Here is a 23,254-nt window from a genome sequence, read left to right as displayed (position 1 = left end):
GGTCATGGCTGGGGACGGGGCGGCGCGGGGCGCGTGGATGGAACGGAGGGGAGGGAAGCGCGAGGGGGAACCCGGGCGGCGATGCTCTCTGCCACCCGCAGCGACATGGCGATCACCGTCAGCGTCGTGTTCACCGCGCCCGCGGAGGGCAGGAAGCACGAGTCGACGACGTAGAGGTTGTCCATCCCGTGGATGCGGCAGTGAGGATCCAACACGGAGGTGGCCGGGTCTTCGCCGAAGCGCGCCGTGCCCACCAGGTGCCACAGGTCCGCGGGGCTGCGGGGCGCCAGCACGACGGGGAAGCCCGCCTTCTTGAAGATGTCCATCGCCATGCGCCGCAGACGCCGGAACGTCTTCACGTTCGGCCGCGGAGGCTCCATCCGGACGATCTGCTCGCCCTGGAACACGAAGCCGGATTCCCTGCTCGCCACGGCTTCCGTCATCAGGAAGCACGTCACGCTGCGCTCGACGATGAAGCGTACGAACGGGCGCGCCACGGCGGGCACGCTCTTCCACAGCGGCAGTTGGCCCGCGGCCTGGATGACGCCCAGCGGGTAGGGCCACTCCGCGGTGGGGCCATAGAAGGCATTGATGGCGAAGGTCTTCTGGTGCAGGTCCGGCACGCGCTCCAGGCCGCGCATGGGGAACAGCAGCCCCGCCGTGTGGCCCGCGAGGTAGCGGCCCAGGCACCCGCTGGCGTTGCCAATGCCCTCCGGGTGCGCGTCATTGCGTGAGCGCCGCAAGAGCAACGGCGTCCGGGCGAAGCCCGCGCACACGGCCACCACGTCCGCGTCCACCTCCCACGTCTCGCCGTCCTGCTTCAGCAGCACGCCCGTGGTCCGGCGCCCATCGGGCGTGGTGAGCACCCGCAGGCACTCGGTCCGCGTGAGCAGTTGGACCCGCCCTGTCGCGAGCGCGGGACGCAGCGCGGCGACCTCTGCGTCCATCTTCGCGTCGCGCTGGCAGTAGTGGCCGTCGCACCGCGCGCAGAGGATGCACCTGCCGCCGGGGCCCACGTCCACGGCCTTGGGGATGTACGAGACGGGCAGCCCCTGGGCGCGCAGGCGCTCCACGATGGGCGCGATGTACGGCTCGTGTTCGATGGGGCCGTGCGGGAAGGGGCGGGAGCGAGGCGGCTCGGAGGGATCCTCGTGCGTCGAGCCGCGCACGGCGTAGAGGTGCTCCGCCTCGTCGTAGAACGGCTCCAGGTCGCCGTAGCGGACGGGCCACGCGGGGGACTCGCCGGTCTCCGTGGCGGTGGCCTGGAAGTCCTGCTCGCGCAGCCGGTAGAGCGCCGCGCCATAGAACTTCGACGGTCCGCCCACGAAGCTTGGCTGCGGCCCTTGCATGAACTCCTGCATGTGGATGCTCGCGTCCTCCCGCGAGGGATCCGGCCGCAGGAAGTCTCCTTCCTCCACCACCAGGACCCGAGCCCCCCGCCGGGAGAGGCCATGCGCCAGCGTGCTGCCACCGGGCCCGCTGCCGATGATCACCACATCGCAGCTGCGAGGACGGGGACTCATGACAAGTCCTCCATCCGGACCGGCCTGATGACCTGGCGCTCCCGGGACGACGTGAGCAAGGCCTCGATGACCGCCAGGTCGTGCAGGGCCTCGCGGGGGCTGTTGCGGATGGGGCGGCCCGCGCGCACCCCCGCGTAGAAGTCCTCGAACTGCCGCACCGTCGTGTCCGCCGAGCGGACCTTGAACACGGTCCGATTCAGTCCCCGGACCAGCTCCACGCGGTCATGCATGAAGAAGATGGACCCGTGTGTGCCCACGATGTGCTTGCGGCCGAAGCGGTCGCGCACGGGCCGTTCGGCCCCGGAGAGCAGCGCCTTCGCCACGCTCCACGGCGTCAGGCGAACCGGCTCCAGCGCGTAGCTGACGGAGTAGTTCGCCACGAGCCCGCTCTCGAACTGGAGCGACGCGGCCAGCGTGTCGGCCGGAGGCAGCGCCGGATCCACCCCGCGCACGAACGCGCTGACGTGCGCCACCTCGCCCAACATCAATCGCAGGGCCGCGATGTCATGCACTCCGCCATCCAGCAGGAAGCCGCCCGCGTACCCCGGCTCGCGGCGCCACGGTGTCTGGAACCACTGCGTGGACTTGATGGGGACCAGCGTCGGGTAGTGGCAGAGCAGCGGCGTGCCAATCTCCCCGGAGCCGATCAGCTCCCGCACTCGCCACGCGGTCTCCCAGAAGCGGAAGTTCTCCGCGACGTACCAGACCTGCTCCGGGCGCGGAGCCTGCAGCGTGAGCAGCGCCCGGGCACGCTCCACGGACTCGGCGATGGGCTTCTCGCTGAAGACGTGCAGGCCCCGGCCCAACGCCGCCGCGATGGCGTCCGACGCCGGCAGGATGGGCAGCGCCACGTCCACGGCTTCAATCCCCGCCATCTCCAACGCACGGTCCAGCTCCGTGAACACCTCCACCGGCCCTGGCAGTTCGCGCGCCACGCCTTCCGCCTTCGCGCGCGTCCGGCTGAAGACGCCCGCGACGCGGAACGCCCCGCCCAGCCCGCGCAGCGCGGGGACGTGCGCGCCCCGGGAGAAACCGGCTCCCAGCAGCAGGAGTGGGATCGGGCGGCTCATCGGAAGTCAGGGGCCTGGGAGCGGGAGGCGTGGCGCATGCGGAGGCCTCACGCCGCCGAAGCGGGCGCCAGCGGAACGGTCTTGCCGAGCTCGAGCTTGATGACCCGGTGCGCGAGATGGAAGTAGCGGTCGTCGTGCGTGATGACGAGCACGCCCTTGCCGCGCGCGGCCAGCTCCGGAAGCAGCTTGCGGTAGAAGACCTCGCGGAACTCGGGGTCCTGGTCCGCGGCCCATTCGTCGAAGAGGTAGAACGGCTTGTCCTCCAGGAGCGCGACGACCATCGCCAGGCGCTTGCGCTGGCCGGTGGACAGGCTCGTGGTGGAGAAGCGACCGTTGACGACCTGGAGCTTCGTGTCCAACTCGAACAGCCGCAGATACTCCTGCACACGGCCCTGGATGTGAGCGGGGTCCACGCCGCGCAGGTTTTCGAAGAGGTGGAAGTCGGTGAAGATGGCGGAGAACGCGTTGCGGTACGCGCCCCGGTTCTGATCCGTCACCGGCACGCCGTTCCACAGCAGCCGCCCGGAGCGGGGCGTGTAGAGCCCCGTGAGCAGCTTGGCCATCGTCGTCTTGCCGCTGCCGTTGCCGCCCACTACGAACACCAGCTCCCCGGAGCGCAGCGCCAGGTCGATGGGGCCCACGCGGAACGCGGCCTCCTCCACGGCGTCGCTGAACGCGTACGTCGCCGACTCGACGACCACCTCCTGCCGCCCGTTGGCGGGCAGTCCCAGCGGGGTGGGCGCGGACGTCTCCTCGGAGAGTGACTCGGTGAGCGAAAGCTCCAACTGCTGGAGCTTGTCGAGCGCGATGCTCACCTGGGGCCAGCGCCCCACGTCCTCCAGCAGTCCGCGGAACGGCCCCCACATGTACATCAGCGACAGCACGTAGCCGCGCGTGGCGTCCGTGTCGTGCGCGCTGAGGGCGAAGACGCCGAACAGCATCACGCCCAGCACCAGCCAGGTGAAGAAGTGCACGAAGCTGCTGAGCAGCGCGACGCTGATGGCCGCCTGCAAGCCCTTGTGCCGCACGCGCTCCACGGCGGGCGCGAAGTCCTCGTCCATGAACTCACGCTGGCGCGGCCCGTGGAGCTTGAGCTCCTTGATGCCGTCCAGCACCTGCTGCTGCTCGCGGAACAGGTCGTCCTGGGTGTCGCGCTCTTCGCGCCACAGGGGGACCATCTTGCGGGTCGCGAAGTAGTAGAAGATCACCAGCAGCGCCATGGCGGGCAGGACCAGCGTCATCCCGCGGGGCGACAGCCACGCCATGTACCCCAGGCAACCGAGCACGATGGTCGTGCAGACGATGAGCCCGGGGATTTTCGAGGCGATGTTGACGATGGCCTGGACATCCTGGGAGAGCGCCGCGAGCACGGGCCCCTTGCCGATGATTTCCAAGCGCCGGTAGGGCGCCGCGAGGATGCCGCGGCCCAGCTTGAGCCGCAGCTCCGCGGTGATGTCGCGGGACACCTTCGCCAGCAGCAGCTCCGGCACGGTGTTGCCCACCAGCACGCCCACGCTCAGGGCGATGAAGCCCACGAGCATCGTCTTCAGGGTGGACTGGTTCGTGCCCAGCGCATGGCTGACCAGCGCGAGGAGGGCGCTGTTGCACAGGCCAGAGAAGATGCCCGTGACCGCGATGGCGACCATCGAGGACCGGGAGCGACGCAGCAGGAGCGACAGCAGGGAGAACATGGAGGGCCTCTGCGGCGTGGCACCGCCCCAGCGGCGGAAGGAGGCCTTCCCTCCCGCTCGCGATGGGGCGTCAGCGGGTGAGTTCCCAGAAGAAGTCGTTCACCGCGACGTGTTCCTCACGCGCGACGGCGACGTCGTAGACCCACTTGCCGACCGCCAGGTCCAGCACGCCAAGTCCGAAGGGCGAGAAGATGATGGGCCGGGTGCGGTCCACCTGGCAGCGGCCCAGGATGAGCTGGGCGAGCGTGCCCGTCACGAACCCCCGCCCGCCGCTCAGTTGCTCCGCGAGGTGAGGCGACGTGTTGGCCTTCATGACGTGCTCGACGTCGTCGACGATGTTGTGCGAGGCGAGGAGCAGCTCGGGAGCCAGGTCCCGCAGGGAGATGTTGAGGACGATGGGGTTGTGCGCCAGCAGGCTCGCGTCGCGGATGTAGGGCGTACCGGCGACGGTCGCCAGGACGAGCAGGTCGCTGGAGCGCACCACGGTCTCCAGCTTCTTCTCGCAGCGGATGGCGCGGTGGCGCTCCGGACGGCACGACCGTTTGGAGAAGCGCTCGGCCTCCTCGGGGACCAGGTCGTGCAGGAGGACTTCCTCCACCTCCCAGCCCAGCTCCATGAGGAACGTGTAGATGTAGCGGGCGATGAGGCCGTTGCCCACGATGCCCAGCGTGCGCACCTGGCGCTTCCGGCCGTTGAGCCACTCCGCCGCGAGCACCGCGGAGCCCGCGGTCCGCGCCGCGGAGATGATGGAACTCTCCAGGCACGCGAAGGGGTAGCCCGTCTCGGAGTCGTTGAGCAGGAGTACCGCGGAGGCGCGAGGAAAGCCCTTGGCGACATTGTCCGGGTAGCTGGCGATCCACTTGATGCCCGACACGTTGGTGTCGCCGCCCAGGTAGGCCGGCAGCGCGATGATCCGGTCGCGGGGCTTCTCGGGGAAGCGCAGGAAGTAGCTGTCCGGGTTGACGCTCTGCTTCTGCTCGTGAGCGAGGTAGGCGTCCCGCACGTGGTCCACGCACTCCTGGGTCGCGCCCTGGATGATGGAGTGGACGGTCTTGCCGGTGATGACGTTGAAGGGAAAGGCCATGGGGGCATCCAGCGCGAGGACTCAGGAGAAGCGCGCGGTCCAGGAGGGGGAGAAGATGGTGTCCAGGTAGGCCGTCCCACGGTCGGCGCACAGGAAGAGGACGGTGGGAGGCGTGGGCAGTTCGCGGAAGCGCGGCAGGTAGCGTTTGACGGCCGCGAAGCACGAACCCGAGGAGCCGCCCACGAGCAGGTTGTGTTGCAGGAGCAGCTCCCGGCAGCACTGCACCGTCTCGTGCTCCGGCACGAGCACCACGTCATCGATGAGCGCGTGGTTGACCAGCTCCGGCCGCACGCTGGCGCCGATCCCCGGGATGAAGCGTTTGCCCGCCGTGCCGCCAAAGATGACGGATCCCTGCGCGTCCACCGCGACAACCCGGATGGAGGGGAACACCTCCTTGAGCCGGCGGGACACGCCCGCGATGGTTCCGCCCGTGCTCACCCCGACGAAGACGTAGTCGAGCCGCTGGAACGTCCGGAGGATCTCCTCGCCCGTGAGCCAGTAGTGCGCCTCGATGACGTCCGGGTTGCCGTACTGGTTGGGCCAGAAGGCGCCCTGGATGCTGCCGCAGAGCTCCCTCACTTTGTCGAGGCGCGTCTTGAGGTAGCCGCCCATGTCGTCGCGCTCGGTGACCTTCACCACCTGCTCGCACGTGCGCTGCAGGAAGGACTCGTAACCGGGCGTGATGTTGGGATCGATGACCGGGATGAACTTCAGCCCGAGCAGCTTCGCGTACGTGGCCAGGGCCGACGCGAAGTTGCCGGAGGAGGACTCCACGATGGTGGAGCCCTCGTGCAGCTCCCCTCGTTCAGCGGCGCGCTTGAGGACCCACAGCGCCGGCCGGTCCTTGAGGCTGCCCACCGGATTCTGGCCTTCCAGCTTCGCGTGGAGGTCCAGCCCTTCCCACGGCAGCCGCACCGTGGGTGTTTCCTTCAGGACGAGCTGCAGGGAGGCGATTCGCTCGATGAGAGGTCGGGCTAGCACGGTGAGTGCTAGCGTCAGCCATCTAATGCCAGGAAGTCAATTTTCGTTAGTAATTCGTGAAAGAGTAGCATTTTCTGTCACAGGGGGCGGACTGGAGTGACCAAAGACGTCACTCGTCACTCGGCTCCACCTCGGAGATTCGTCCGGCCTCATCGAAGCGGACGACCCAGCGGAGCGTCTGGTCCTTTCCATGGATGGCGCGGTAGGTCCGTGACAGGTGATCCGCGGAGTCCTCCAGGAGGATCAGGCGGCCCAGCGGAGGCAGTCCGCCGAGCGCGATGGGCAGCAACTCGTTGAGGTCCGCGAGCGAGTCCTTCGCGGTGCCGGTGAAGTGGCGGGCGTCCGCCTTGCCTGCGAGCAGTGCGGGCAGCAGCTCCTTCAGGGTTTGTGTCCGCTCGGGAGTGGCGTCTGTGATGCCGGGCTCGTTGAGGAAGGGAGGAGGGGACAGGTAGAGACTCGCCACGGCGTGCGCGAGCGCGGGGCTCAGACGTCGCTGGTTGGTAAGCACGACCACGGCCAGCTTGTCGTCCGGGTAGTAGACGGTGTCGGAGAGTGCAGGCCCGCCGCTGTGGGCGACCTCGCGACGCCCCCGGTACTGGCCCACGGTCCATCCCACCGCGAAGCTGCTGACCTTGCCGGCATTGAGCGTGGGCGGCGTCCACATTGCGGAGCGCAGGTCCGCGTTCAAGAGCTTGTCGCTCATGAGGGCGGCCATGAACCGGGACATGTCCGTCACGGAGGAGAACAGGCCGCCGGCCGACAGCGTGTAGGGCGGATACACGAACCAGTACTGCTGCTGGTGGTCCGTACGCCATTGATAGGTCGCCGAACGCTCCGTGACGACGTCGCTGGTCAGGACGACATGAGCCTCGGTGGGGGTGGCATGGTCGAAGCCGCTGTGGGTCATGCCCAGGGGCGTGAGGATGCGGTCGCGCAGGAGCTGTTCGTAGGGGGCGCCGCCGACCTTCTCCAGGACATGGGTGAGGAGGACGAAGTCGTCCGACCCGTAAGCGTTCTTTTCGCCGGGGGCTGACGCAAGCGGGGCGCTCTTCGCCGCATCGATCGCGGCCGTGACGCTGGCGATGTCCGCGTCCACGGGGCCAGGCCGTAGACCCGAGGTGTGGCTGGCGAGGTGGAGCAGGGTGATGTCCTTCCAGGCGGGAGGACAGTCGGTGATGTACTGACAGACGCGGTCCTCCAGTCGGAGTTTTCCCTGGCCCACGAAGTCCATCAGGAGCACGGCCGTGAACATCTTGGTTCCGGAGGCAATCTGGAACGCCGTGCGGGTGCTGGCCGGGGCCTTCCATTCCAGGTTCGCCGTGCCGTAGGCCGCGAGCTTGATGACCTTGCCATCACGGACCACGGCGACCGCGGCCCCGGGAATGTGATTGCGAGCCATCTCCGCGCGCAGGAGCGCATCCACCTTGTCCGGTGCGGCCCAGGCCGACTGTGACAACCCCAGGAGAAGCAGCAGACCCCATCGTTGAAGCGTCATGATCAGTTCTCTTTCTTGGTGCTCTGAAGTCCGAGGATCGATTCGGCGAAGGCGAAGAGCTTTTCGTCATCGGGCCGGAGGCTGCTCAGGAGGATGACGGTCCGGCCGTCATCCAGGCCGCGCCAGGAGACGGTGCGGTAGGCGCCGCACGTTCCATCGTTCGTCGCGACGGTCCGAGCGCCCTCGAAGGTCCGGACACGACCGCCCAGCGCATAGTTGGATTCGGGGCGCTCGATGGTCAGCAGCGCCTTCCTGGACGCGGGTGACAGGAGCTTTCCCGACAGCACGCCGTGGTTCAGGCGCAGCATGTCGTCGGCGGTGCTGTAGAAGCCGCCGGCGGTCAGCAGATAGTTCGGGAGCGTGTACACGCGACGCTCCACCTTGGTGGGCTCCAGCGAGCGATAGCCCAGGGCCAGGTTCGGAACGTTTCCGGCTTCACCCGCCGAGATACCGCTGTCCGCCATGCGCAGGGGCTTGAACACCAGCCGCTGGGCGAGCTGAGCATAGGGCTGCCCGGAAACCCGCTCCACGATGGCCTGCACGAGGATCCAGTTGGTGATGTTGTAGTCAAAGCGGGAGCCCGGGGGGAACACCAGGTCGCCGCTCGCGTACCGGGTCACGGCTTCGGCCAGGGGCCGTGTCTCACGCTCGATGCTGGGGTCCTTCTTGGCCGCGTCCATGATCCCATTGGGCAGGCCGCTGCCATGACTGATCAGGTGGCGCAGGGTGATCTGCTTCCCTGTGTCCGCGCGGTACTCCGGGAGGTACGTGAGGATGGGCGCGTCGAGCGCCAGCTTTCCTTCATCCACCAGCCGCAGGACCACGATGGACGTGAGCCACTTGCTCACGGAGCCCACGAAGAAGCGGCTGTTCCGCTGGAGCGGCTTCTTCGCGTCAGCGTCCGCGACCCCGAACGCCTCGACGAACTCCGCGCGCGTCCCCTTGCCGACCAGCACGACGCCGTTGAAGTGCGCATCCGCGGCGAACTTCCGGACCTGTTCCAGCGTTCCTGGCTCGCCCGCGTGAGCCGGGAGCACGCAGCAAAGGCCAGCCAGAAGCCCAAGGCAGATTCGCTTCAGGGGACTCACGAACATGCGGCTCCTCGACGTGGGGACCCGGCCCAGGGGGGCCAGCGTCCCGGATACGTTGAGGGAGTCCCCCCGATTGCGGAGGGTGCTTACAAATGTCGTTACGCCGTGGCCGACCGCACCGCCTCGCGGATCGCCCCGGACTCCACCAGCGCCGTGACGGCGGAGATGTCGTGATGCAGCTCGCGGTCCCGGTCCATGTGGGGAACCTTGCCGCGGATCAGCTCATACGCCGCCAGCACGCCCTTGCCGGGCTTCACCGGCTGACGGAAGTCCAGCGCCTGCGCCGCGACCAGCAACTCAATCGCCAGGCATGAACGCGCGAACTCCGACACCTGACGCCCCTTCAGCGCCGCCGTCATGCCCATGGACACGTGGTCCTCGCGGCCCGCGGAGGAGGGGATGGAGTCCACCGACGCCGGGTGGCTCAGGATGCGCGACTCGGCCACCAGGGCCGCCGCCGTCACCTGGGCAATCATGAACCCGGAGTTCAACCCGGAGTTCTTCGCCAGGAACGCGGGCAGACCCGACAGGCTCGGGTTCACCATCTGCTCCACGCGGCGCTCACTGATGCTGGAGAGCTGCGTCAGCGACATGGCCACCACGTCCATCGCCAGCGAGATGGGCTGACCGTGGAAGTTGCCTCCGGAGATGATGTTCCCCGTGTCCACGAACACCAGCGGGTTGTCCGTCCCGCTGTTCACCTCCACCTCCAGGATGCGCCGCGCGAACGCCAATCCCTCTCGCGCGGAGCCGTGCACCTGCGGGATGCACCGCAGGCTGTACGGGTCCTGCACCTTGCTGCAGTTGACGTGCGACTCCACCAGCTCGCTGCCCTTCAGGATGCGGCGCAGGTGCTCCGCCACCGCCTTCTGGCCCTCGTGCGGACGCACCGCGTGGATCTCCGGCAGGAACGGCTTGTGGCTGCCCAGGAGGCCCTCCACCGTCATCGCTCCCGCGATGTCCGCCACGTCCGCCAGCAGCTCCGCCCGCAGCTGCGTCAGCGTGCCCACCGCGCACATCGCCTGCGTGCCGTTGATCAGCGTCAGGCCTTCCTTCGCCTCCAGCACCACCGGCTTCAGGCCCGCCTTCTCCAGCGCCTGCTTCGACGGCATCCGCACGCCCTCGAAGAACGCCTCGCCCTCGCCAATCAGCACCAGCGCCAGGTGCGCCAGCGGGGCCAGATCTCCGGACGCGCCCACGCTCCCCCGCTCGGGCACCACCGGCACCACGTCCCGGTTCAGCATGTCGATGGCCAGCTGCAGCGTCTCCATCCGGATGCCGCTGAAGCCCTTCGCCAACACGTTGGCCCTCAGCAGCAGCAGCACCCGCGCCTCCGGCAGCGGCAGCGGATTCCCCACGCCACACGCGTGCGACAGGATGAGGTTGCGCTGCAGGTCGCGCAGGTCCTTCCGGTCGATGCGCACCTCCGCCAGCGTCCCGAAGCCCGTGTTGATGCCGTAGGACGGCGTGTCTCCCGCCGCCACCCGGTCCACCAGCGCCCGGGAGGCCTGCACCCGCTTCGCGGCTTCGGGGGCGAGCTCCACCGTGACTTCGTGGCGGGAGACCTGGAGGATCTCCTCCAGCTTCAGGGTGTCACCATCGATGAGGAGGCGCGTGCGGGACATGTTCTGGCTACTCCGGGAATGCGGCTTGAAATCGTTGGGCCACGAACGCTAGCGGATTCGCGGCAGGCAGGTTGAGGGCCCTTTACACCCGGGCCCCGGCGCTCATATAGCCCGTGCGCGTCCGTGCAGGGAGGTCGCAAGCCCCGTGGCCCTCATCGTCCAGAAGTACGGCGGTACCTCGGTGGGTGACACCGAGCGCATGAAGAACGTCGCGCGCCGCTGCCTCGCCGCCCAGAAAGCCGGCCATGACGTCGTGGTCGTCGTCTCCGCCATGTCTGGTGAGACGAACCGCCTGCTCAAGCTCGTGTCGCAGATCACCGACCGGCCCGACGAGCGTGAACAGGACGTCGTCGTCGCCACCGGCGAGCAGGTGTCCATCGGGCTCGTCGCCCTGGCCATCCAAGCGCAGGGCGGCAAGGCCGTGAGCTTCCTCGGCCACCAGGTGCGCATCGTCACCGACAGCACCTTCTCCAAGGCGCGCATCAAGAGCATCGACGCGGAGCCCATCCGCGCCGCGCTGAAGCAGGGGAAGATCGTCGTCGTCGCCGGCTTCCAGGGCGTGGACGAGTCCGGCAGCGTCACCACGCTCGGCCGCGGTGGCTCCGACACGACGGGCGTCGCGCTGGCCGCCGCGCTCAAGGCCGACGCGTGTGAAATCTATACGGACGTCGACGGCGTCTACACCACCGACCCCAACGTCTGCCCGGCCGCGAAGAAGCTCGACCGCATCACCTACGAGGAGATGCTGGAGCTGGCCAGCCTGGGCGCCAAGGTGTTGCAGATCCGCTCGGTTGAATTCGCCATGAAGTACAAGGTGCCCCTGTGGGTGAAGTCTTCCTTCACCGAGGATCCGGGCACGCTCGTCTGCGAGGAGGACGCATCCATGGAGGACGTGCTGGTTCGAGGGGTCGCCTACGACCGGAACGAGGCGAAGATCACCGTGGTGGGCGTGCCGGATCAGCCCGGCACCGCGGCGAAGCTCTTCGGGGCGCTCGACGCGAAGCACATCGTGGTGGACCTCATCGTGCAGAACCCGTCCCGCGACGGGCGCACCGACGTCACCTTCACCGTCGCCAAGTCCGACTTCTCCAAGGCCCACGAGGTCGTGAAGCAGGCCGCGCAGGAGGTGGGCGCCACCGGTATTGAAGTGGATGACGCCATCGCCAAGGTGTCCATCGTCGGCGTGGGTATGCGCAACCACTCGGGCGTGGCGGCGAAGATGTTCCAGACGCTCTCCAGTGAGGGCATCAACATCCAGCTCATCTCCACGTCGGAGATCAAGACGTCCTGTGTGATCCACACGAAGTACACGGAGCTGGCGGTGCGCGCGCTGCACACGGCCTTCGGGCTGGACGCGCCGCCCCCCGTGCAGGCCAACCCCACCGTGTCCGAGGTGGACGCGCTCAAGGGGCAGAAGGCCTGAAGCGCTTCGGGCGCACGTCCGCGCTCGCGGCGCTGTCCCTGGGGCTGCTCGCCCTGGGGTTCATGGCCCGGGCGCGGTGGCCGGATTCACGGCCGTCGCTCGACTGCCCGCCGGAGGCCGTGCGCCTGGACCCGGCGGGCCTCGCCACCTGTGGCCCGGGAGCGGTGCCCATGGGGGCCCAGGCGCTCGCGCTGGGGCTCAAGCTGGACCTCAACGCCGCCTCCGAGTCCGAGCTGGCCCTGGTGCCTGGTGTGGGCCGTGACCTCGCCCGGCGGCTGGTGGAGGCCCGCGAGGAGCGGGGCCGGTTCACCCGTTGGGAGGACGTGGATGCGGTGCCCGGCGTGGGCGCTGCCAAGTTGGAGACCCTCCGGGCGGCCACCGTGCTGGACGCGGCGGCGGCCCGTCAGGGCGTGTGGTAAGCACGGCCGGTGCAGCTCTCCTGCCCGCAATGCTCGATGCAATACGTGCTCGATGCCCGACTCCTGCCTCCTGGCGGTGCTTCGGTGCAGTGCACGCGGTGTGGCCACGTGTTCATGGCGTCGCCCACTGGCGTCATGCCTCCCGCGCCGAAGGTTCCTCCGGCGGGTGGGGGCGAGCGGACGGGCACGCAGTCGTCCACGCAGATCTTCGGCGGTGAGAGCACCTCCGGGCTCAAGTCCACGCATCTGTTCGCGGGTTCCACCACGGCGTCGGGCTCCTTCGTTCCGCAGCCGACGCCCCCTTCGGGCTCTCTGTCTTCGTCGGGCGTGATTGCTCCGCCTCCGGCCATCGCGCCGGTCGCGGCGCCGCCGGTGGGGGCTGTGCCGTCGGGTGCGCAGGGGTCGGCGGTGATGGGGACGACGCGTGCCTTCGGGGCGGTGGGGCCCGGCGTGGGGGCTCCTCCCTCGGCCCTGGCGGAGCAGGGGACAGGGGCGGCTCCTGGCGCGACGACGCGCGCGTTCGGTGCGGTCTCGGCGTCGTCCTCGGGGTCGTTCCGGCTCGCGGAGCCCGGCTCGTCATCCCGTGGCGCGGAGGCGGGAGGCGTGACGCGTGCGTTCGGCGCGGTGTCGGGCTCCGCGCCTTCAGTTGCCGCCGACGTTGGGTCGACCCGTGCGTTTGGCGCGGTGTCAGGCCCTTCGCCCGCAGGCACGGCGGAGGTGGGCAGCGGCTCAACGCGCGCGTTCGGTGCGGTGGCGGGTCCAGGTGAGGCCCGTGGTCCGACGCAGGCCTTCGGCGCGGTGCCGGGCCCTTCGGAGTCCTCCGCGCCCCGTGCAGCTCCCCGCTCGTTCGCGGACATCTCGCCTTCGGGGGAGCCCGCGGAGACGCCCTGGGCGGGCTCCGCGCCGACCGGGGCCCTCCCGCTGCCCGGCGACGCTGCGCCCCTCGCCCGCACCGAGGGGCCCTCCAGGCCCGCGGTGTCTCCTGCTGGCGAATCCCTCCTCGGGAACGGCCTGGAGCGGCCGCTTCCCGCGCGGAAGGACTCGGGCGAGCTGCCTCCCGAGTTGCTCGGGGCTTCGTCCCGCACTGCTTCGGTCGTCATGGAGGACGGCTCGCATCGGCCCTCGACGCTGAGCCGGGTGCTCATCGTGCTCGCGGTGGTGGCAGGCGTCATCCTGGCCGGGTACCTGGCCTATCCCGCCTTCCGTGACCGCAACGCGGCCATGCCCCAGGAGGCCATGGCGAAGAAGGACGAAGCCGTGATGCTCCTTCGCCGCGATGACGCCCCCGAGCGCGAGCAGGCCATCCAGAGCCTCAAGGCCCTGGCCACCGCCCACCCCCAGTACGCCGAGGTCCAGGCCGAGCTGGCCGTGGCCTACACCCTCCAGCTGAGCGACCTGCACGCGGAGTTCGACCGGCTGCGCATCCAGGCGGACGCGGTCAAACGGCAGCTGGCCGAGGGCAGCAGCGCGCACGGGTCGCCGGAATGGCTGACCCAGGCGAACGCGCTCCGCGAGGAGCAGCGCGAGCTGGAGCGCGCCATGCAGCCGCTGCGCACCGACATCGCCGAGCGGCGCAAGGTGCTCGACGCGTTGATCGAGACCCTCCGGGCCGCTCCGGACGTGGAGCCCGCCGCCACCGTCGCCGCGCGCATCAAGGCCCAGGCGCTCCATGCCGCGGTGACCGCCGCCCCCAACGCCCTGGCCCTCGCGGAGCGCCTGCGCCACGTGGAGACCGCGACCTCCTGGAGTGTCATGGCCCGCGCCGAGTACGCCCTCAGCTCCGGCTCGCCCGCCGCCACCCTCAAGACCGTCTCCCAGGAGCTGGAGGCGCTGCGCACGCAGGACCGGCTCCTCCTGCGCGCCTTCATCCTGGGCGCCCGTCTGGCCATCCGCCTGAACGACCCGGACACGGCCCGGAAGCTGCTGGACGAGGTGGTGGCCCTCAACCCCAAGCATGAACTGGCGAAGCGCATGCTCGCTCAGACCGCCGCGGCCGAACCCTCGCCCTGAAGCGTTGACCGGATCGCCCCCGGCCTACCCTGGAGAAACTCCAGTCCTGCCCAGGGGCTCGTTGGGCTCCTCGCCCTGAAATCCCTCTGGGCATCCGGGCACGCACCTTGCTTCGTTGCGGGGCGACGAGGACTCGGGGTTTGGAGGGCAGGTCGATGGCGGAGGTCTTCTTCTGGTGCGCGGCGCTGGCGCTGGTGCACACGTATTTTCTCTATCCACTGGTCCTGTTCGCCCTGGAGGGCGCGGCCCAGGTCTTCCAGAACATGCGGAAGGTGCGCAGGGGGGAGGGCGTGCCAACGGCTGGCATGGCCGGGCCACAGCCTTCGGTGAGCCTGGTGGTGGCTGCCTACAACGAGGCGGACTGCATCGAGGCGAAGCTGAAGAACAGCCTGGCGCTGGACTACCCGGCGGACCGCTTCGAGGTCGTCATCGGCTCGGACGGCTCCACGGACGGCACGGATGGGCTCGTGAAGCAGTGCACGGACGCCCGTGTGCGCCTGTCGCCCGCGCCCCGCGCCGGCAAGACGACGGTGCTCAACCGCTGCATCCCGTCCGCGCACGGCGACATCGTGCTCTTGTCGGACGCGAACACGATGATCGAACCGGACGCGGTCCGGAAGATCGTCCGGCACTTCGAGGATCCGGAGGTCGGGGCTGTCTGCGGCAAGCTGCGCCTCTACAACCCCACGAAGCAGGACTACGAGGAGAGCGCCTACTGGAGCTACGAGTCCCTCATCAAGATGTACGAGGGCCGCCGCGGCGCGGTGGTGGGGGCCAACGGCGGGCTCTACGCCATCCGGCGCTCGCTCTTCACGCAGCTGCCGCCGTCCACCATCGTGGATGACTTCGTGATTCCGCTGCGCATCCTGGAGAGCGGCTACAAGGTCGTCTACGAGGAGGGCGCCGTCGCCCACGAGGAGACGACGGAGGACTACGACAAGGAGTTCGGCCGGCGCGCGCGCATCGCGGCGGGCAACTTCCAGAGCCTGCGCCTCGTGCCGGGGCTGCTCCTGCCCACGGCGGGCTTCGCCGCGTTCGCCTTCTGGTCGCACAAGCTCTTGCGCTGGTGCGCGCCCGCGCTGATGGCGGTGGCGCTCCTCGCGAACCTGTTCCTGCTGGACAGCCTGTTCTACCGCTTCACGCTGGGCGCGCAGCTGGGCTTCTACGCCCTGGCGTACCTGGGCCGCTCCGGCGTCTTCAAGCGCGGCGTGGCGAAGAAGGCCACGTCCATCGCGTACTACTTCGTGACCATGAACGCGGCCATCGCCGTGGGCTTCTGGCGCTTCCTGCGCAACTCGCAGCGCGCCGCGTGGGACCGCACCGCCCGCGTGCCGACCTCCACGTAGACCCGAGCTGCAACGCCTTGAGCAGTCCAGGCCCGCCGGTTCCCCGCGGCGCTCCGGCTGGTTCCGGAAGCGCACGGATGGGACCGGCGGGCTTTCTTCTTCAGCGGGACCGCGAGGGCAGGGCCCCCTACCGGGCCGCCACCGCCATGGGCTTCACCGGGCCCGAGGGCAGCACGCTGCCGAACGCGGCGAAGAGCTGGCCGGTGAGCACGTGCGGCTGGCCGGGGGCGGGGCTGCGCAGCATGTCGTTGAGCACCTCGCCCGTCTTCGGATCCCGGGGCAGGTGCGGGCGCGCCAGGTTCATCCGGTAGCGCACGACGCCGCGCTTCACCCGGTGGATGACGGTGACGGTGCCATCCGCGTCCACGCCGTCCACCAGGCCCACGTGGGTGAGCCCGTCGTTGCGCCGGCCGTCGCGGTTCTGATCATACGTCTCGCGGAAGAACACCAGGTCGCCCGGCACGGGGCGCCCCTCCGTGTACACGCGGCCGTTCGCCCGGGCGTAGCGGTACATCGCGGTGACGCCGTTGTCCCCGGGCTTCAGCGTCCCCCGGAACTTCACGCCCGCCTGGGCGTACGTCGCCTCGATGAGCGCCGTGCAGTCCGCCGGATAGCGCTTGCCGTCCACCTGCACCGAGGACTGCCCCACCAGCGCGCGCGCCGTGGCCAGCACTCGCTCGCGGGGATTGTCCGCGGGGGCCGGACTCGGCGCCGCCTGCTTCGCGGGCGTGACGCGCGGCTTCGCAGGAGCCTTGGCCGGGGCCTTCGCCATCGACGGGGCCTTCCTGCTCGGAACCGTCGTCTTCGCGGGACGCCCGGCGGGGGCGCTCTCGCGGACGGCCACCTCCTCGGACAGCGCGGCGCGCGGGAAGGCCGGCGGGGAGGCGGAGCGGTAGCGCACGGCATCCGATGCCACCCAGGCCCCCATGGGCGACCCGGTCGCACAGCCCGTCATCATCGCCAGCATCGCCATCCACGCGCCCAGCTTCATGGCCACCTCGTCCTGTAGCGTCCTGGGACGGAGGCTCCCTCCGCTGGTCCGTGTAGGCAAGAAAACCACCCAGGCAACCGGGCGGAGCGGCTCGGGTTTTCGCGCGGGGGCGGGTGGGGTATTGCTGGAGGCGAATGCCCACTTTCCGCCGCGTCCTCGCCCTCGCGCTCCTGGCCACCGGTTGCTCGCACATGTCCTTCGAAAGGGCCGCCGAGCAGGACACCGTGAAGGCCTACCAGGACTTCCTGCGTGATCACCCGGATGACCCCGAAGCCACCACGGCCCAGGGGCGCATCGAGGGGCTGGAGTTCGACGAGGCGAAGCGGCTGCATTCGGTCATCGCCTACAAGCGCTTCCTGGAGACGTACCCGGACGCGCCGCAGCGGCAGCGGGCGCAGTCGCTGCTGGAGGGCCTGCGCTTCAACGCGGCGAAGGAGACGGACACGGAGGCCGCGTGGCGGCAGTTCCTCGCCGAGCATCCCGACGGCGCGCACCGCGACGAGGCGCGCGCCCGGCTCCAGGCGGCCCAGGAGCGCGAGCTCCAGACGACCGATGATCCCCTTCGCGTGAGCCAGCTCCTCCAGGGCGAGTCCGCCGGCGCGCGCCGCGATGCGCTGGAGCGCAAGCTGGACGACGCGTCCTTCTCCCAGGCCAGCGACGCCGGGAAGCTCTTCACCTACCTGCGCGACTTCCCCGCGGGCGCGCACCGCGAGGAGGCTCGCGTCAGGCTGCTGGGGCTGGAGGTGGAGGGGCTGCTCGTCTCCGGCCTGGTGGACGAGGCCGAGGCGAAGGTGAAGACCCACCCGCTGGGGCCCAGGCTGACGGACTTCCCCGCGCGCCTGGCCCGCGCCCGCGCTGAGCAGGAGGCGCTCTCCCGCGCCGAGCCCGCCGCCCGCGCGATGCAGCCGGGCCACTACCTGCGCGACCTGGAGGACCTGAAGCGCGCGCTCGTGGCGCCGGATCCGCTGGACCGCTGGCAGGCCGCGGAGGAGCTGGGACAGCACGTCTCCGTGCGCGCGGTGGATCCGCTGCTGGAGGCGCTGCGCACGGCGCGCAACCCGCTGATCCGCCAGTACGCCTTTTCATCGCTGCGCTCGGTGCTCTCCGCGCTGCCCGCCCCGGTGGCCGGCTACGAGGTCGCCTCCCGGCTGGAGACCCTGCGCGAGCGCGCCAGCAGCCCGGAGCTCTACATCACCGTGGCGGCGCTCCTGGACCTGAACGGCCAGCTGGAGCAGGCCGCCAGCCAGTACCAGCGCGTCTATGAGTCCGGCGGCACGGATCCGCTGGTGCTCTGGCGCTGGGTGCAGCTGCGCGAGCAGCGTCAGCAGGCGTTCTCCTCGGCGGTGGCGGCCCGGCAGCTCGCGGTGTGGGCCGAGGCGACGGCGCGCGAGGAGCTCGTGTCCGCGGAGGGCGGGGTGCCCCTGGCGTCGGCCCGGCAGCTCTGCGCGGCGGTGGTGGACGCGCGCTTCGCGGCCGAGGCCATTGCCCGGGTCCGCAAGGTGAAGACGGAGTTCCCCGAGGACCTGGACACCTACGAGCGCACCGCCCAGGACGCCGTGCGGCTCGCCGAGGCGAAGCTCGCGGACGCGGAGCTGCTCCTGCGCCAGCAGCACCCAGGCGTGCGCACCTGCGCGGATCAGCAGGTCGCCGAGCGCCTGTCTCAGGGGGTGAAGGAGCGCACCCAGGCGCTCCAGCAGGCCGCGAGCGCGAAGCTGCCCAAGACCGTGGGGACGCTGCTCCTGGAGCTGGCCCGCGAGCGGGATCCGTCCCCGGAGGTCCGCGCCGCGGCGGCCTCCCGGTTGGCTGGATCCACCCCTCCCTGAGACGGACTGGCGCACCCGGCGGCGGCGGTTAGAGTCCCAGCCCCCCATGGCCGCCCCCCAGCCGCTGATCCACGCCGTCCCCGCCGGAGCGCCCGCGCGCCGTCTGGACCTGGACGGCGCGCTCAACGACGAGCAGCGCGCCGCCGTCGAGGCAGGGGAGGGGCCCGTGCTCGTCATCGCCGGGGCGGGCTCCGGCAAGACGCGCACGCTCACGTACCGCGTGGCGCGCATGCTGGAGCGGGGCGTCGCGCCGTCCTCGCTGCTGCTGCTCACGTTCACCAACAAGGCCGCGCGCGAGATGCTCCGCCGCGTGGAGGAGCTGGCCGGCGGCTTCGCGGACGTGGGCAGCCTCATGGGCGGGACCTTCCACCACGCGGCGCACGTGCTCCTGCGCCAGCACGCGGGGGCGCTGGGCTTCTCCACCGGCTTCACGGTGCTGGACCGCGAGGACGCGCGGGACCTGATGGCCACGTGCCTGGCGGAGCGCAAGCTCCGGAGCGACAAGCGCTTCCCGCGCCCGGACGCGCTCCTGGACCTGGTCTCCCTGGCCACCAACCTCCAGCAGCCCGTGTCGCAGGTGCTGGTGGACCGGCGCCGCGAGATGCTCCCCGTGGCCCCGGAGGTCTTCGCCACCGCGCGCCGCTTCCAGCAGCGCAAGGCCCAGCTGCACCTGATGGACTACGACGACCTGCTCGCGCACCTGAAGCGGCTCTTGGAGGACCACCCGTCCGTCCGCGCGGAGCTCACCGGGCGCTTCCAGGGCGTGCTCGTGGACGAGTACCAGGACACGAACCGCCTCCAGGGCGACCTCGTGGACCTGCTCGTGGGCGAGCGCAGGAACCTCACCGTCGTGGGCGATGACTGCCAGTGCATCTACGGCTTCCGGGGCGCGGAGTTCACCAACATCATCGACTTCCCCCAGCGTTACCCCGGCTGCGGCATCTACCCGCTCACGCGCAACTACCGCTCCACGCCCCAGGTGCTGCGGCTGGCCAACGCCGTCATCGCGCGCAACACCCGCCAGTTCCCCAAGGCGCTCGTGTCCGACGGTGCGCCCGGAGCGGTGCCCCAGGTGGTGCCCACCCGCGACGTGAAGGCCCAGGCCGCCTTCGTCGCCGAGCGCATCCTGGAGCTGCGCGCCCGGGGACAGCGGCTGGACTCCATGGCGGTGCTCTACCGCGCCCACCTGCACTCGCTGGAGCTCCAGCTGGAGCTGACGCGCCACGGGCTGCCGTTCCATGTCCGCTCCGGGGTGCGCTTCTTCGAGCAGCCGCACGTGAAGGACGCGCTCGCCCACCTGCGCTGGGCGCACCAGCGCACGGACGAGCTGGCCTTCAAGCGGCTCGCGCGGCGCCTTCCCGGCGTGGGTACCGCCAGCACGGAGCACCTGTGGACCGCCCTGGCCGCGCTGCCCCCGGAGCTGTCCCTCGCGGACGCGCTCGCCCACCCGGATGTCCAGGCCCACGTGCCGCGCAAGGCGCAGGCGGCGTTCCAGCGCTTCCAGGCTCTGATGACCACCCTGTCCACCGGAGGGCCCCGCGGTCCCGGCGCGCTGCTCGCGGACGTGCTGGCCGCGCGCGAGCCCCCGGCCGACCCTGGCGCGCAGGCCGCCCGCGCGGAGGACCTGCGCCAGCTCCAGGAGTTCGCCGGCCGCTTCGAGGACGTCCCCCGCTTCCTGTCCGACATCGCCCTGGTGGCCGGGGTCTCCGCCCGTGCGGCGCTGGACGGCGAGCCCCCCGACGACGCGCTCACCCTCACCACCGTCCACCAGGCCAAGGGGCTGGAGTGGCGGACCGTCTTCGTGCTGGGCCTCACGGACGGGCGCTTCCCCCTGTCGCTCGCCACGCGCGACCCGGAGAACGAGGAGGAGGAGCGCCGCCTCTTCTACGTCGCCGTCACCCGGGCCCGCGAGGCGCTGTGGCTGGTGTACCCCCACACCTCGCTGCCCCGGGAGGACGGGCGGCTGCTGCTCACCCCGTCCCGCTTCCTGTCCGAACTGCCCGTGGGGCCTGACGCGGTGTGCGACACCCTCCCGCCCCCGGAGCCTGACGGGCCGATCCGCGTGCGCGAGCTGGGGCCGGATCCAGACCGGGAGCTGTAGCCCCCACCCGGAATCAGCCCCCCTGGTGGGCGGGCTGGCCAGAACTACAGTCAGGGAGGAAGCGTCCGCCTAGAAACGCGCACGCGACGGCACGACGTGCTAGAGAGTCAGGACGGGCGCGGCCTCCCCCTGAGCCGTGCACGTTGACCTTCATGGCGGACAGACCTCGCATCGTCGGGATTGACCTGGGCACCACCAACACCCTGGTGGCGTCCGTGCGCAACCGCATCCCGAAGATCGTCCCCACGGACCGCGGCAACCTCATCCTGCCCTCCGTGGTCGCGCTGTCCGCCAAGAACGACCTGCTGGTCGGCGGAGTCGCCAAGGACCAGATGGTGACCAACCCCAAGAACACGCTCTGGGGCACCAAGCGCCTGATCGGCCGCAAGTACCACTCGAAGGCGGTGGAGGACCTCAAGGGGTACTTCCCATACGACATCGTCGAGGACGCCAACGGGGACGCCGCCGTCACCATGGGCGGCAAGCTCTACACGCTGCCGCAGATCTCCAGCTTCGTGCTCTCGCAGCTGAAGACCATCGCGGAGCAGTTCCTGGGCGGCCCCATCGACGCGGCCGTCATCTCCGTCCCCGCCTACTACAACGACAACCAGCGCAACGCCGTGAAGGAGGCGGGGCGCCTGGCCGGCTTCGACGTCAAGCGCATCGTCAACGAGCCCACCGCTGCGGCGCTCGCCTACGGCTTCAACCGCGGACTGGACCAGAAGGTCCTCGTCTACGACCTGGGCGGCGGCACCTTCGACGTCAGCGTGCTGCACCTGGCCGGCAACGTCTTCGAGGTGCTGGCCACCGGCGGCGATTCCTTCCTGGGCGGCGCGGACTTCGACAACCGCATCATGGAGTACGTGCTGGAGCGCTTCCGCGACGAGACCAAGGTCGACCTGACCGAGAGCCCCATCGCCCTCCAGCGCATCAAGAACGCCGCCGAGGCGGCGAAGATCGACCTGACGCTCATCCCCAACGTCGTCATCGACCTGCCCTACATCGAGGAGCGCAAGGGCAAGCCGCTGGACCTGCGCATCCCGCTGACCCGCGACTACCTCAACAACCTCACCGGCGACCTGGTGGATCGCACCTTCGACATCTGCGACCGGGTGCTCGCGGAGAAGGGCATCAGCCGCTCGGAGATCGATGAGATCATCCTGGTGGGCGGCCAGAGCCGCATGCCGCTGGTGCAGCAGAAGATCCAGGCCCACTTCGGCAAGGCCCCGCGCAAGGGCGTCCACCCGGACGAGTGCGTGGCCCTGGGCGCGGCGCTCCTGGGGGACTCGCTGGGCAGCATCGACGCGGTGACGCTGCTGGACGCGCTGTCCATGCCCATCGGCTACGCGATGCCCAACGGCCGCGTGAAGCGCATCATCGAGAAGAACTCGCTCATCCCGATGGTGAAGAGCTTCCGCCTGCCGCCGCCGCAGCAGCCGGGCGCGCCCTTCATCGAGCTGGACATCTATCAGGGCGACAGCGACCTGATGGTGGACAACGAGTACCTGGGCACCGTCCGGGTGCCGGCCGCCGCCGCGGGCCGGAAAATCGACTTCCGCCTCACCGAGGAGTGTCTCCTCCAGGTGCAGGTGGAGGACGCGAGCGGCATGTCGCGCAAGGTGGATCTGGCCACCCGCGACACGCCGGAGCAGTTGAAGAAGGCCCTGCAGGAAGCCGCCTCGCGCAACACGCCGGCGGCCGCCCCGTCGAGCAGCAGCGCGGCGAGCGATGACCGCGGGCTCTTCTCCAGCATCAAGAGCATCTTCCGCAGGGGGTAGGGAGGCGCGATGCCGAAGTTTCCGTCGAAGGAGTGGCTGGACGAGGCCGTCCGGCTCACCAACGCAGATCCGGAGTGCGCCATCGCCGGCAAGGGCTGGAAGGGCGACTTCGGGGCCATCATCGAGGCGGAGAAGGGCAAGCTGGACAAGCCCTTCGTCATCCACGTGGAGCCCGGGGACTGCGACATCAAGCGGGCCCGCGTGCTGTCGGATCCGGACGACCTGGAGGAGCTGGAGCCGGTGTACCTGGCCCGCGCCCCGTATTCCGTCTGGAAGCAGCTCTTGCTGGGCACGCTGGACCCCGTGGAGGCGGTGCTCAAGCGCCGCATCTCCATGCGGGGGGACCTGCAGCCGCTCATCGAGCGCATGCGCTACAAGGGCATCGCCGACCGCGTCTTCGCCGCGCTGAAGACCGAGTTCCCCGACGGCCCCTGAAGCGGGCCACCAGAGGACACCGCCGCCATGGGCATCCGGGACGACTTGAAGAAGCAGGCGCTGGGCCTGTCCACCCTGGCCATGGAGAAGCTCATGGCCGACGAGAAGCGCGCCATGGCCGTCGCCCAGGCCATTGGCCGGGTCCAGCGCGGCAAGCAGGCCCTGGACCGCGGGCAGGAAGAGGTCATGAAGGCGCTGAACTTCGCGCCGAAGGGAGACTTCAAGGCCGTGGGGAAGCAGCTCGCGGGCCTCAAGCGCCGCCTCCGCGAGCTGGACGCGAAGCTGGAGGAGCTCGCGGAAGAATCCTCCTAGAAAAGGCGTTGACACCCGCGTGAGCGAATGGCATTTACCGCCGCGTTCGTTGCGCA

18 protein-coding genes are annotated in these 23,254 nt (G+C 70.0%); 9 read left to right on the top strand and 9 right to left on the bottom strand.

Features of this window, described 5'->3' with window-relative positions; all coding sequences use genetic code 11:
- Positions 1 to 2: 2 nt before the first annotated feature.
- The 8 genes from KYK13_RS22785 to hutH all read right to left on the bottom strand — a co-directional run bounded on the left by KYK13_RS22785 (position 3) and on the right by hutH (position 10,560).
- Positions 3 to 1,523, bottom strand: a complete 1,521-nt coding sequence (locus KYK13_RS22785) for an FAD-dependent oxidoreductase (protein WP_223633121.1) — start codon at positions 1,521 to 1,523, stop codon at positions 3 to 5.
- Positions 1,520 to 2,593, bottom strand: coding sequence for a Gfo/Idh/MocA family protein (locus KYK13_RS22780; protein WP_223633118.1), 1,074 nt, complete (start codon positions 2,591 to 2,593; stop codon positions 1,520 to 1,522). Before KYK13_RS22780 ends, KYK13_RS22785 begins: the two co-directional genes overlap by 4 nt.
- Before the next feature lie 47 nt (positions 2,594 to 2,640).
- Positions 2,641 to 4,284: a cyclic peptide export ABC transporter gene (locus KYK13_RS22775; protein ID WP_223633116.1), complete on the bottom strand. Its 1,644-nt coding sequence runs from the start codon at positions 4,282 to 4,284 to the stop codon at positions 2,641 to 2,643.
- A gap of 70 nt (positions 4,285 to 4,354) precedes the next feature.
- Entirely contained in the window at positions 4,355 to 5,368 is a 1,014-nt protein-coding gene (gene sbnB, locus KYK13_RS22770; protein WP_223633114.1) for a 2,3-diaminopropionate biosynthesis protein SbnB, read from the bottom strand.
- Positions 5,369 to 5,389: 21 nt separating this feature from the next.
- A complete protein-coding gene (gene sbnA, locus KYK13_RS22765) occupies positions 5,390 to 6,349 on the bottom strand; it encodes a 2,3-diaminopropionate biosynthesis protein SbnA (RefSeq protein WP_223633112.1) in 960 nt (319 codons plus the stop codon).
- Between the two features lie 109 nt (positions 6,350 to 6,458).
- Positions 6,459 to 7,844 carry a serine hydrolase gene (locus KYK13_RS22760; RefSeq protein WP_223633110.1) on the bottom strand — a complete coding sequence of 462 codons (1,386 nt, stop codon included), beginning with the start codon at positions 7,842 to 7,844 and terminating at the stop codon, positions 6,459 to 6,461.
- Positions 7,845 to 7,846: 2 nt separating this feature from the next.
- Complete coding sequence (locus tag KYK13_RS22755; RefSeq protein ID WP_223633108.1) at positions 7,847 to 8,881, bottom strand: serine hydrolase; 1,035 nt, start codon at positions 8,879 to 8,881, stop codon at positions 7,847 to 7,849.
- A gap of 152 nt (positions 8,882 to 9,033) precedes the next feature.
- Positions 9,034 to 10,560 (bottom strand): histidine ammonia-lyase, encoded by a 1,527-nt coding sequence (gene hutH, locus KYK13_RS22750; RefSeq protein WP_223633106.1) that lies wholly within the window; start codon positions 10,558 to 10,560, stop codon positions 9,034 to 9,036.
- 145 nt (positions 10,561 to 10,705) lie between these two features.
- Between hutH and KYK13_RS22745 the strand changes: the two genes are divergently transcribed.
- From KYK13_RS22745 to KYK13_RS22730, 4 genes are all read left to right on the top strand, one after another.
- A complete protein-coding gene (locus tag KYK13_RS22745; RefSeq protein WP_223633103.1) occupies positions 10,706 to 11,983 on the top strand; it encodes an aspartate kinase in 1,278 nt (425 codons plus the stop codon).
- 62 nt (positions 11,984 to 12,045) lie between these two features.
- Positions 12,046 to 12,402 carry a helix-hairpin-helix domain-containing protein gene (locus tag KYK13_RS22740; protein ID WP_223633101.1) on the top strand — a complete coding sequence of 119 codons (357 nt, stop codon included), beginning with the start codon at positions 12,046 to 12,048 and terminating at the stop codon, positions 12,400 to 12,402.
- A gap of 9 nt (positions 12,403 to 12,411) precedes the next feature.
- Positions 12,412 to 14,412 carry a zinc-ribbon domain-containing protein gene (locus KYK13_RS22735; RefSeq protein ID WP_223633099.1) on the top strand — a complete coding sequence of 667 codons (2,001 nt, stop codon included), beginning with the start codon at positions 12,412 to 12,414 and terminating at the stop codon, positions 14,410 to 14,412.
- A gap of 155 nt (positions 14,413 to 14,567) precedes the next feature.
- A complete protein-coding gene (locus KYK13_RS22730) occupies positions 14,568 to 15,758 on the top strand; it encodes a glycosyltransferase family 2 protein (protein WP_223633096.1) in 1,191 nt (396 codons plus the stop codon).
- Positions 15,759 to 15,885: 127 nt separating this feature from the next.
- On the opposite strand, the gene KYK13_RS22725 is transcribed toward KYK13_RS22730, so the two are convergent.
- Complete coding sequence (locus tag KYK13_RS22725) at positions 15,886 to 16,749, bottom strand: CHAP domain-containing protein (RefSeq protein ID WP_223633094.1); 864 nt, start codon at positions 16,747 to 16,749, stop codon at positions 15,886 to 15,888.
- A 134-nt stretch (positions 16,750 to 16,883) separates the two neighbouring features.
- Here KYK13_RS22725 and KYK13_RS22720 point away from each other — a divergent pair, with 134 nt between their 5' ends.
- The 5 genes from KYK13_RS22720 to KYK13_RS22700 all read left to right on the top strand — a co-directional run bounded on the left by KYK13_RS22720 (position 16,884) and on the right by KYK13_RS22700 (position 23,198).
- Entirely contained in the window at positions 16,884 to 18,572 is a 1,689-nt protein-coding gene (locus KYK13_RS22720) for a HEAT repeat domain-containing protein (protein ID WP_223633092.1), read from the top strand.
- A 46-nt stretch (positions 18,573 to 18,618) separates the two neighbouring features.
- Positions 18,619 to 20,673, top strand: coding sequence for an ATP-dependent helicase (locus KYK13_RS22715; RefSeq protein WP_223633089.1), 2,055 nt, complete (start codon positions 18,619 to 18,621; stop codon positions 20,671 to 20,673).
- A gap of 152 nt (positions 20,674 to 20,825) precedes the next feature.
- The gene (locus KYK13_RS22710; protein WP_223633086.1) at positions 20,826 to 22,451 is read left to right on the top strand and encodes an Hsp70 family protein; all 1,626 of its coding nucleotides are present in this window, start codon (positions 20,826 to 20,828) and stop codon (positions 22,449 to 22,451) included.
- A 9-nt stretch (positions 22,452 to 22,460) separates the two neighbouring features.
- On the top strand, positions 22,461 to 22,886 hold the full coding sequence (locus tag KYK13_RS22705) for a hypothetical protein (RefSeq protein ID WP_223633076.1): 426 nt from the start codon (positions 22,461 to 22,463) through the stop codon (positions 22,884 to 22,886).
- Between the two features lie 27 nt (positions 22,887 to 22,913).
- Positions 22,914 to 23,198 (top strand): hypothetical protein, encoded by a 285-nt coding sequence (locus tag KYK13_RS22700; protein ID WP_223633075.1) that lies wholly within the window; start codon positions 22,914 to 22,916, stop codon positions 23,196 to 23,198.
- Positions 23,199 to 23,254 lie beyond the last annotated feature (56 nt).

The sequence above is a fragment of the Corallococcus sp. EGB genome (assembly GCF_019968905.1).
Taxonomy (GTDB): Bacteria; Myxococcota; Myxococcia; order Myxococcales; family Myxococcaceae; genus Corallococcus.
The sequence above is the reverse complement of the archived record's forward strand: the minus strand, read 5'-3'. Positions and strand labels throughout refer to the sequence as shown.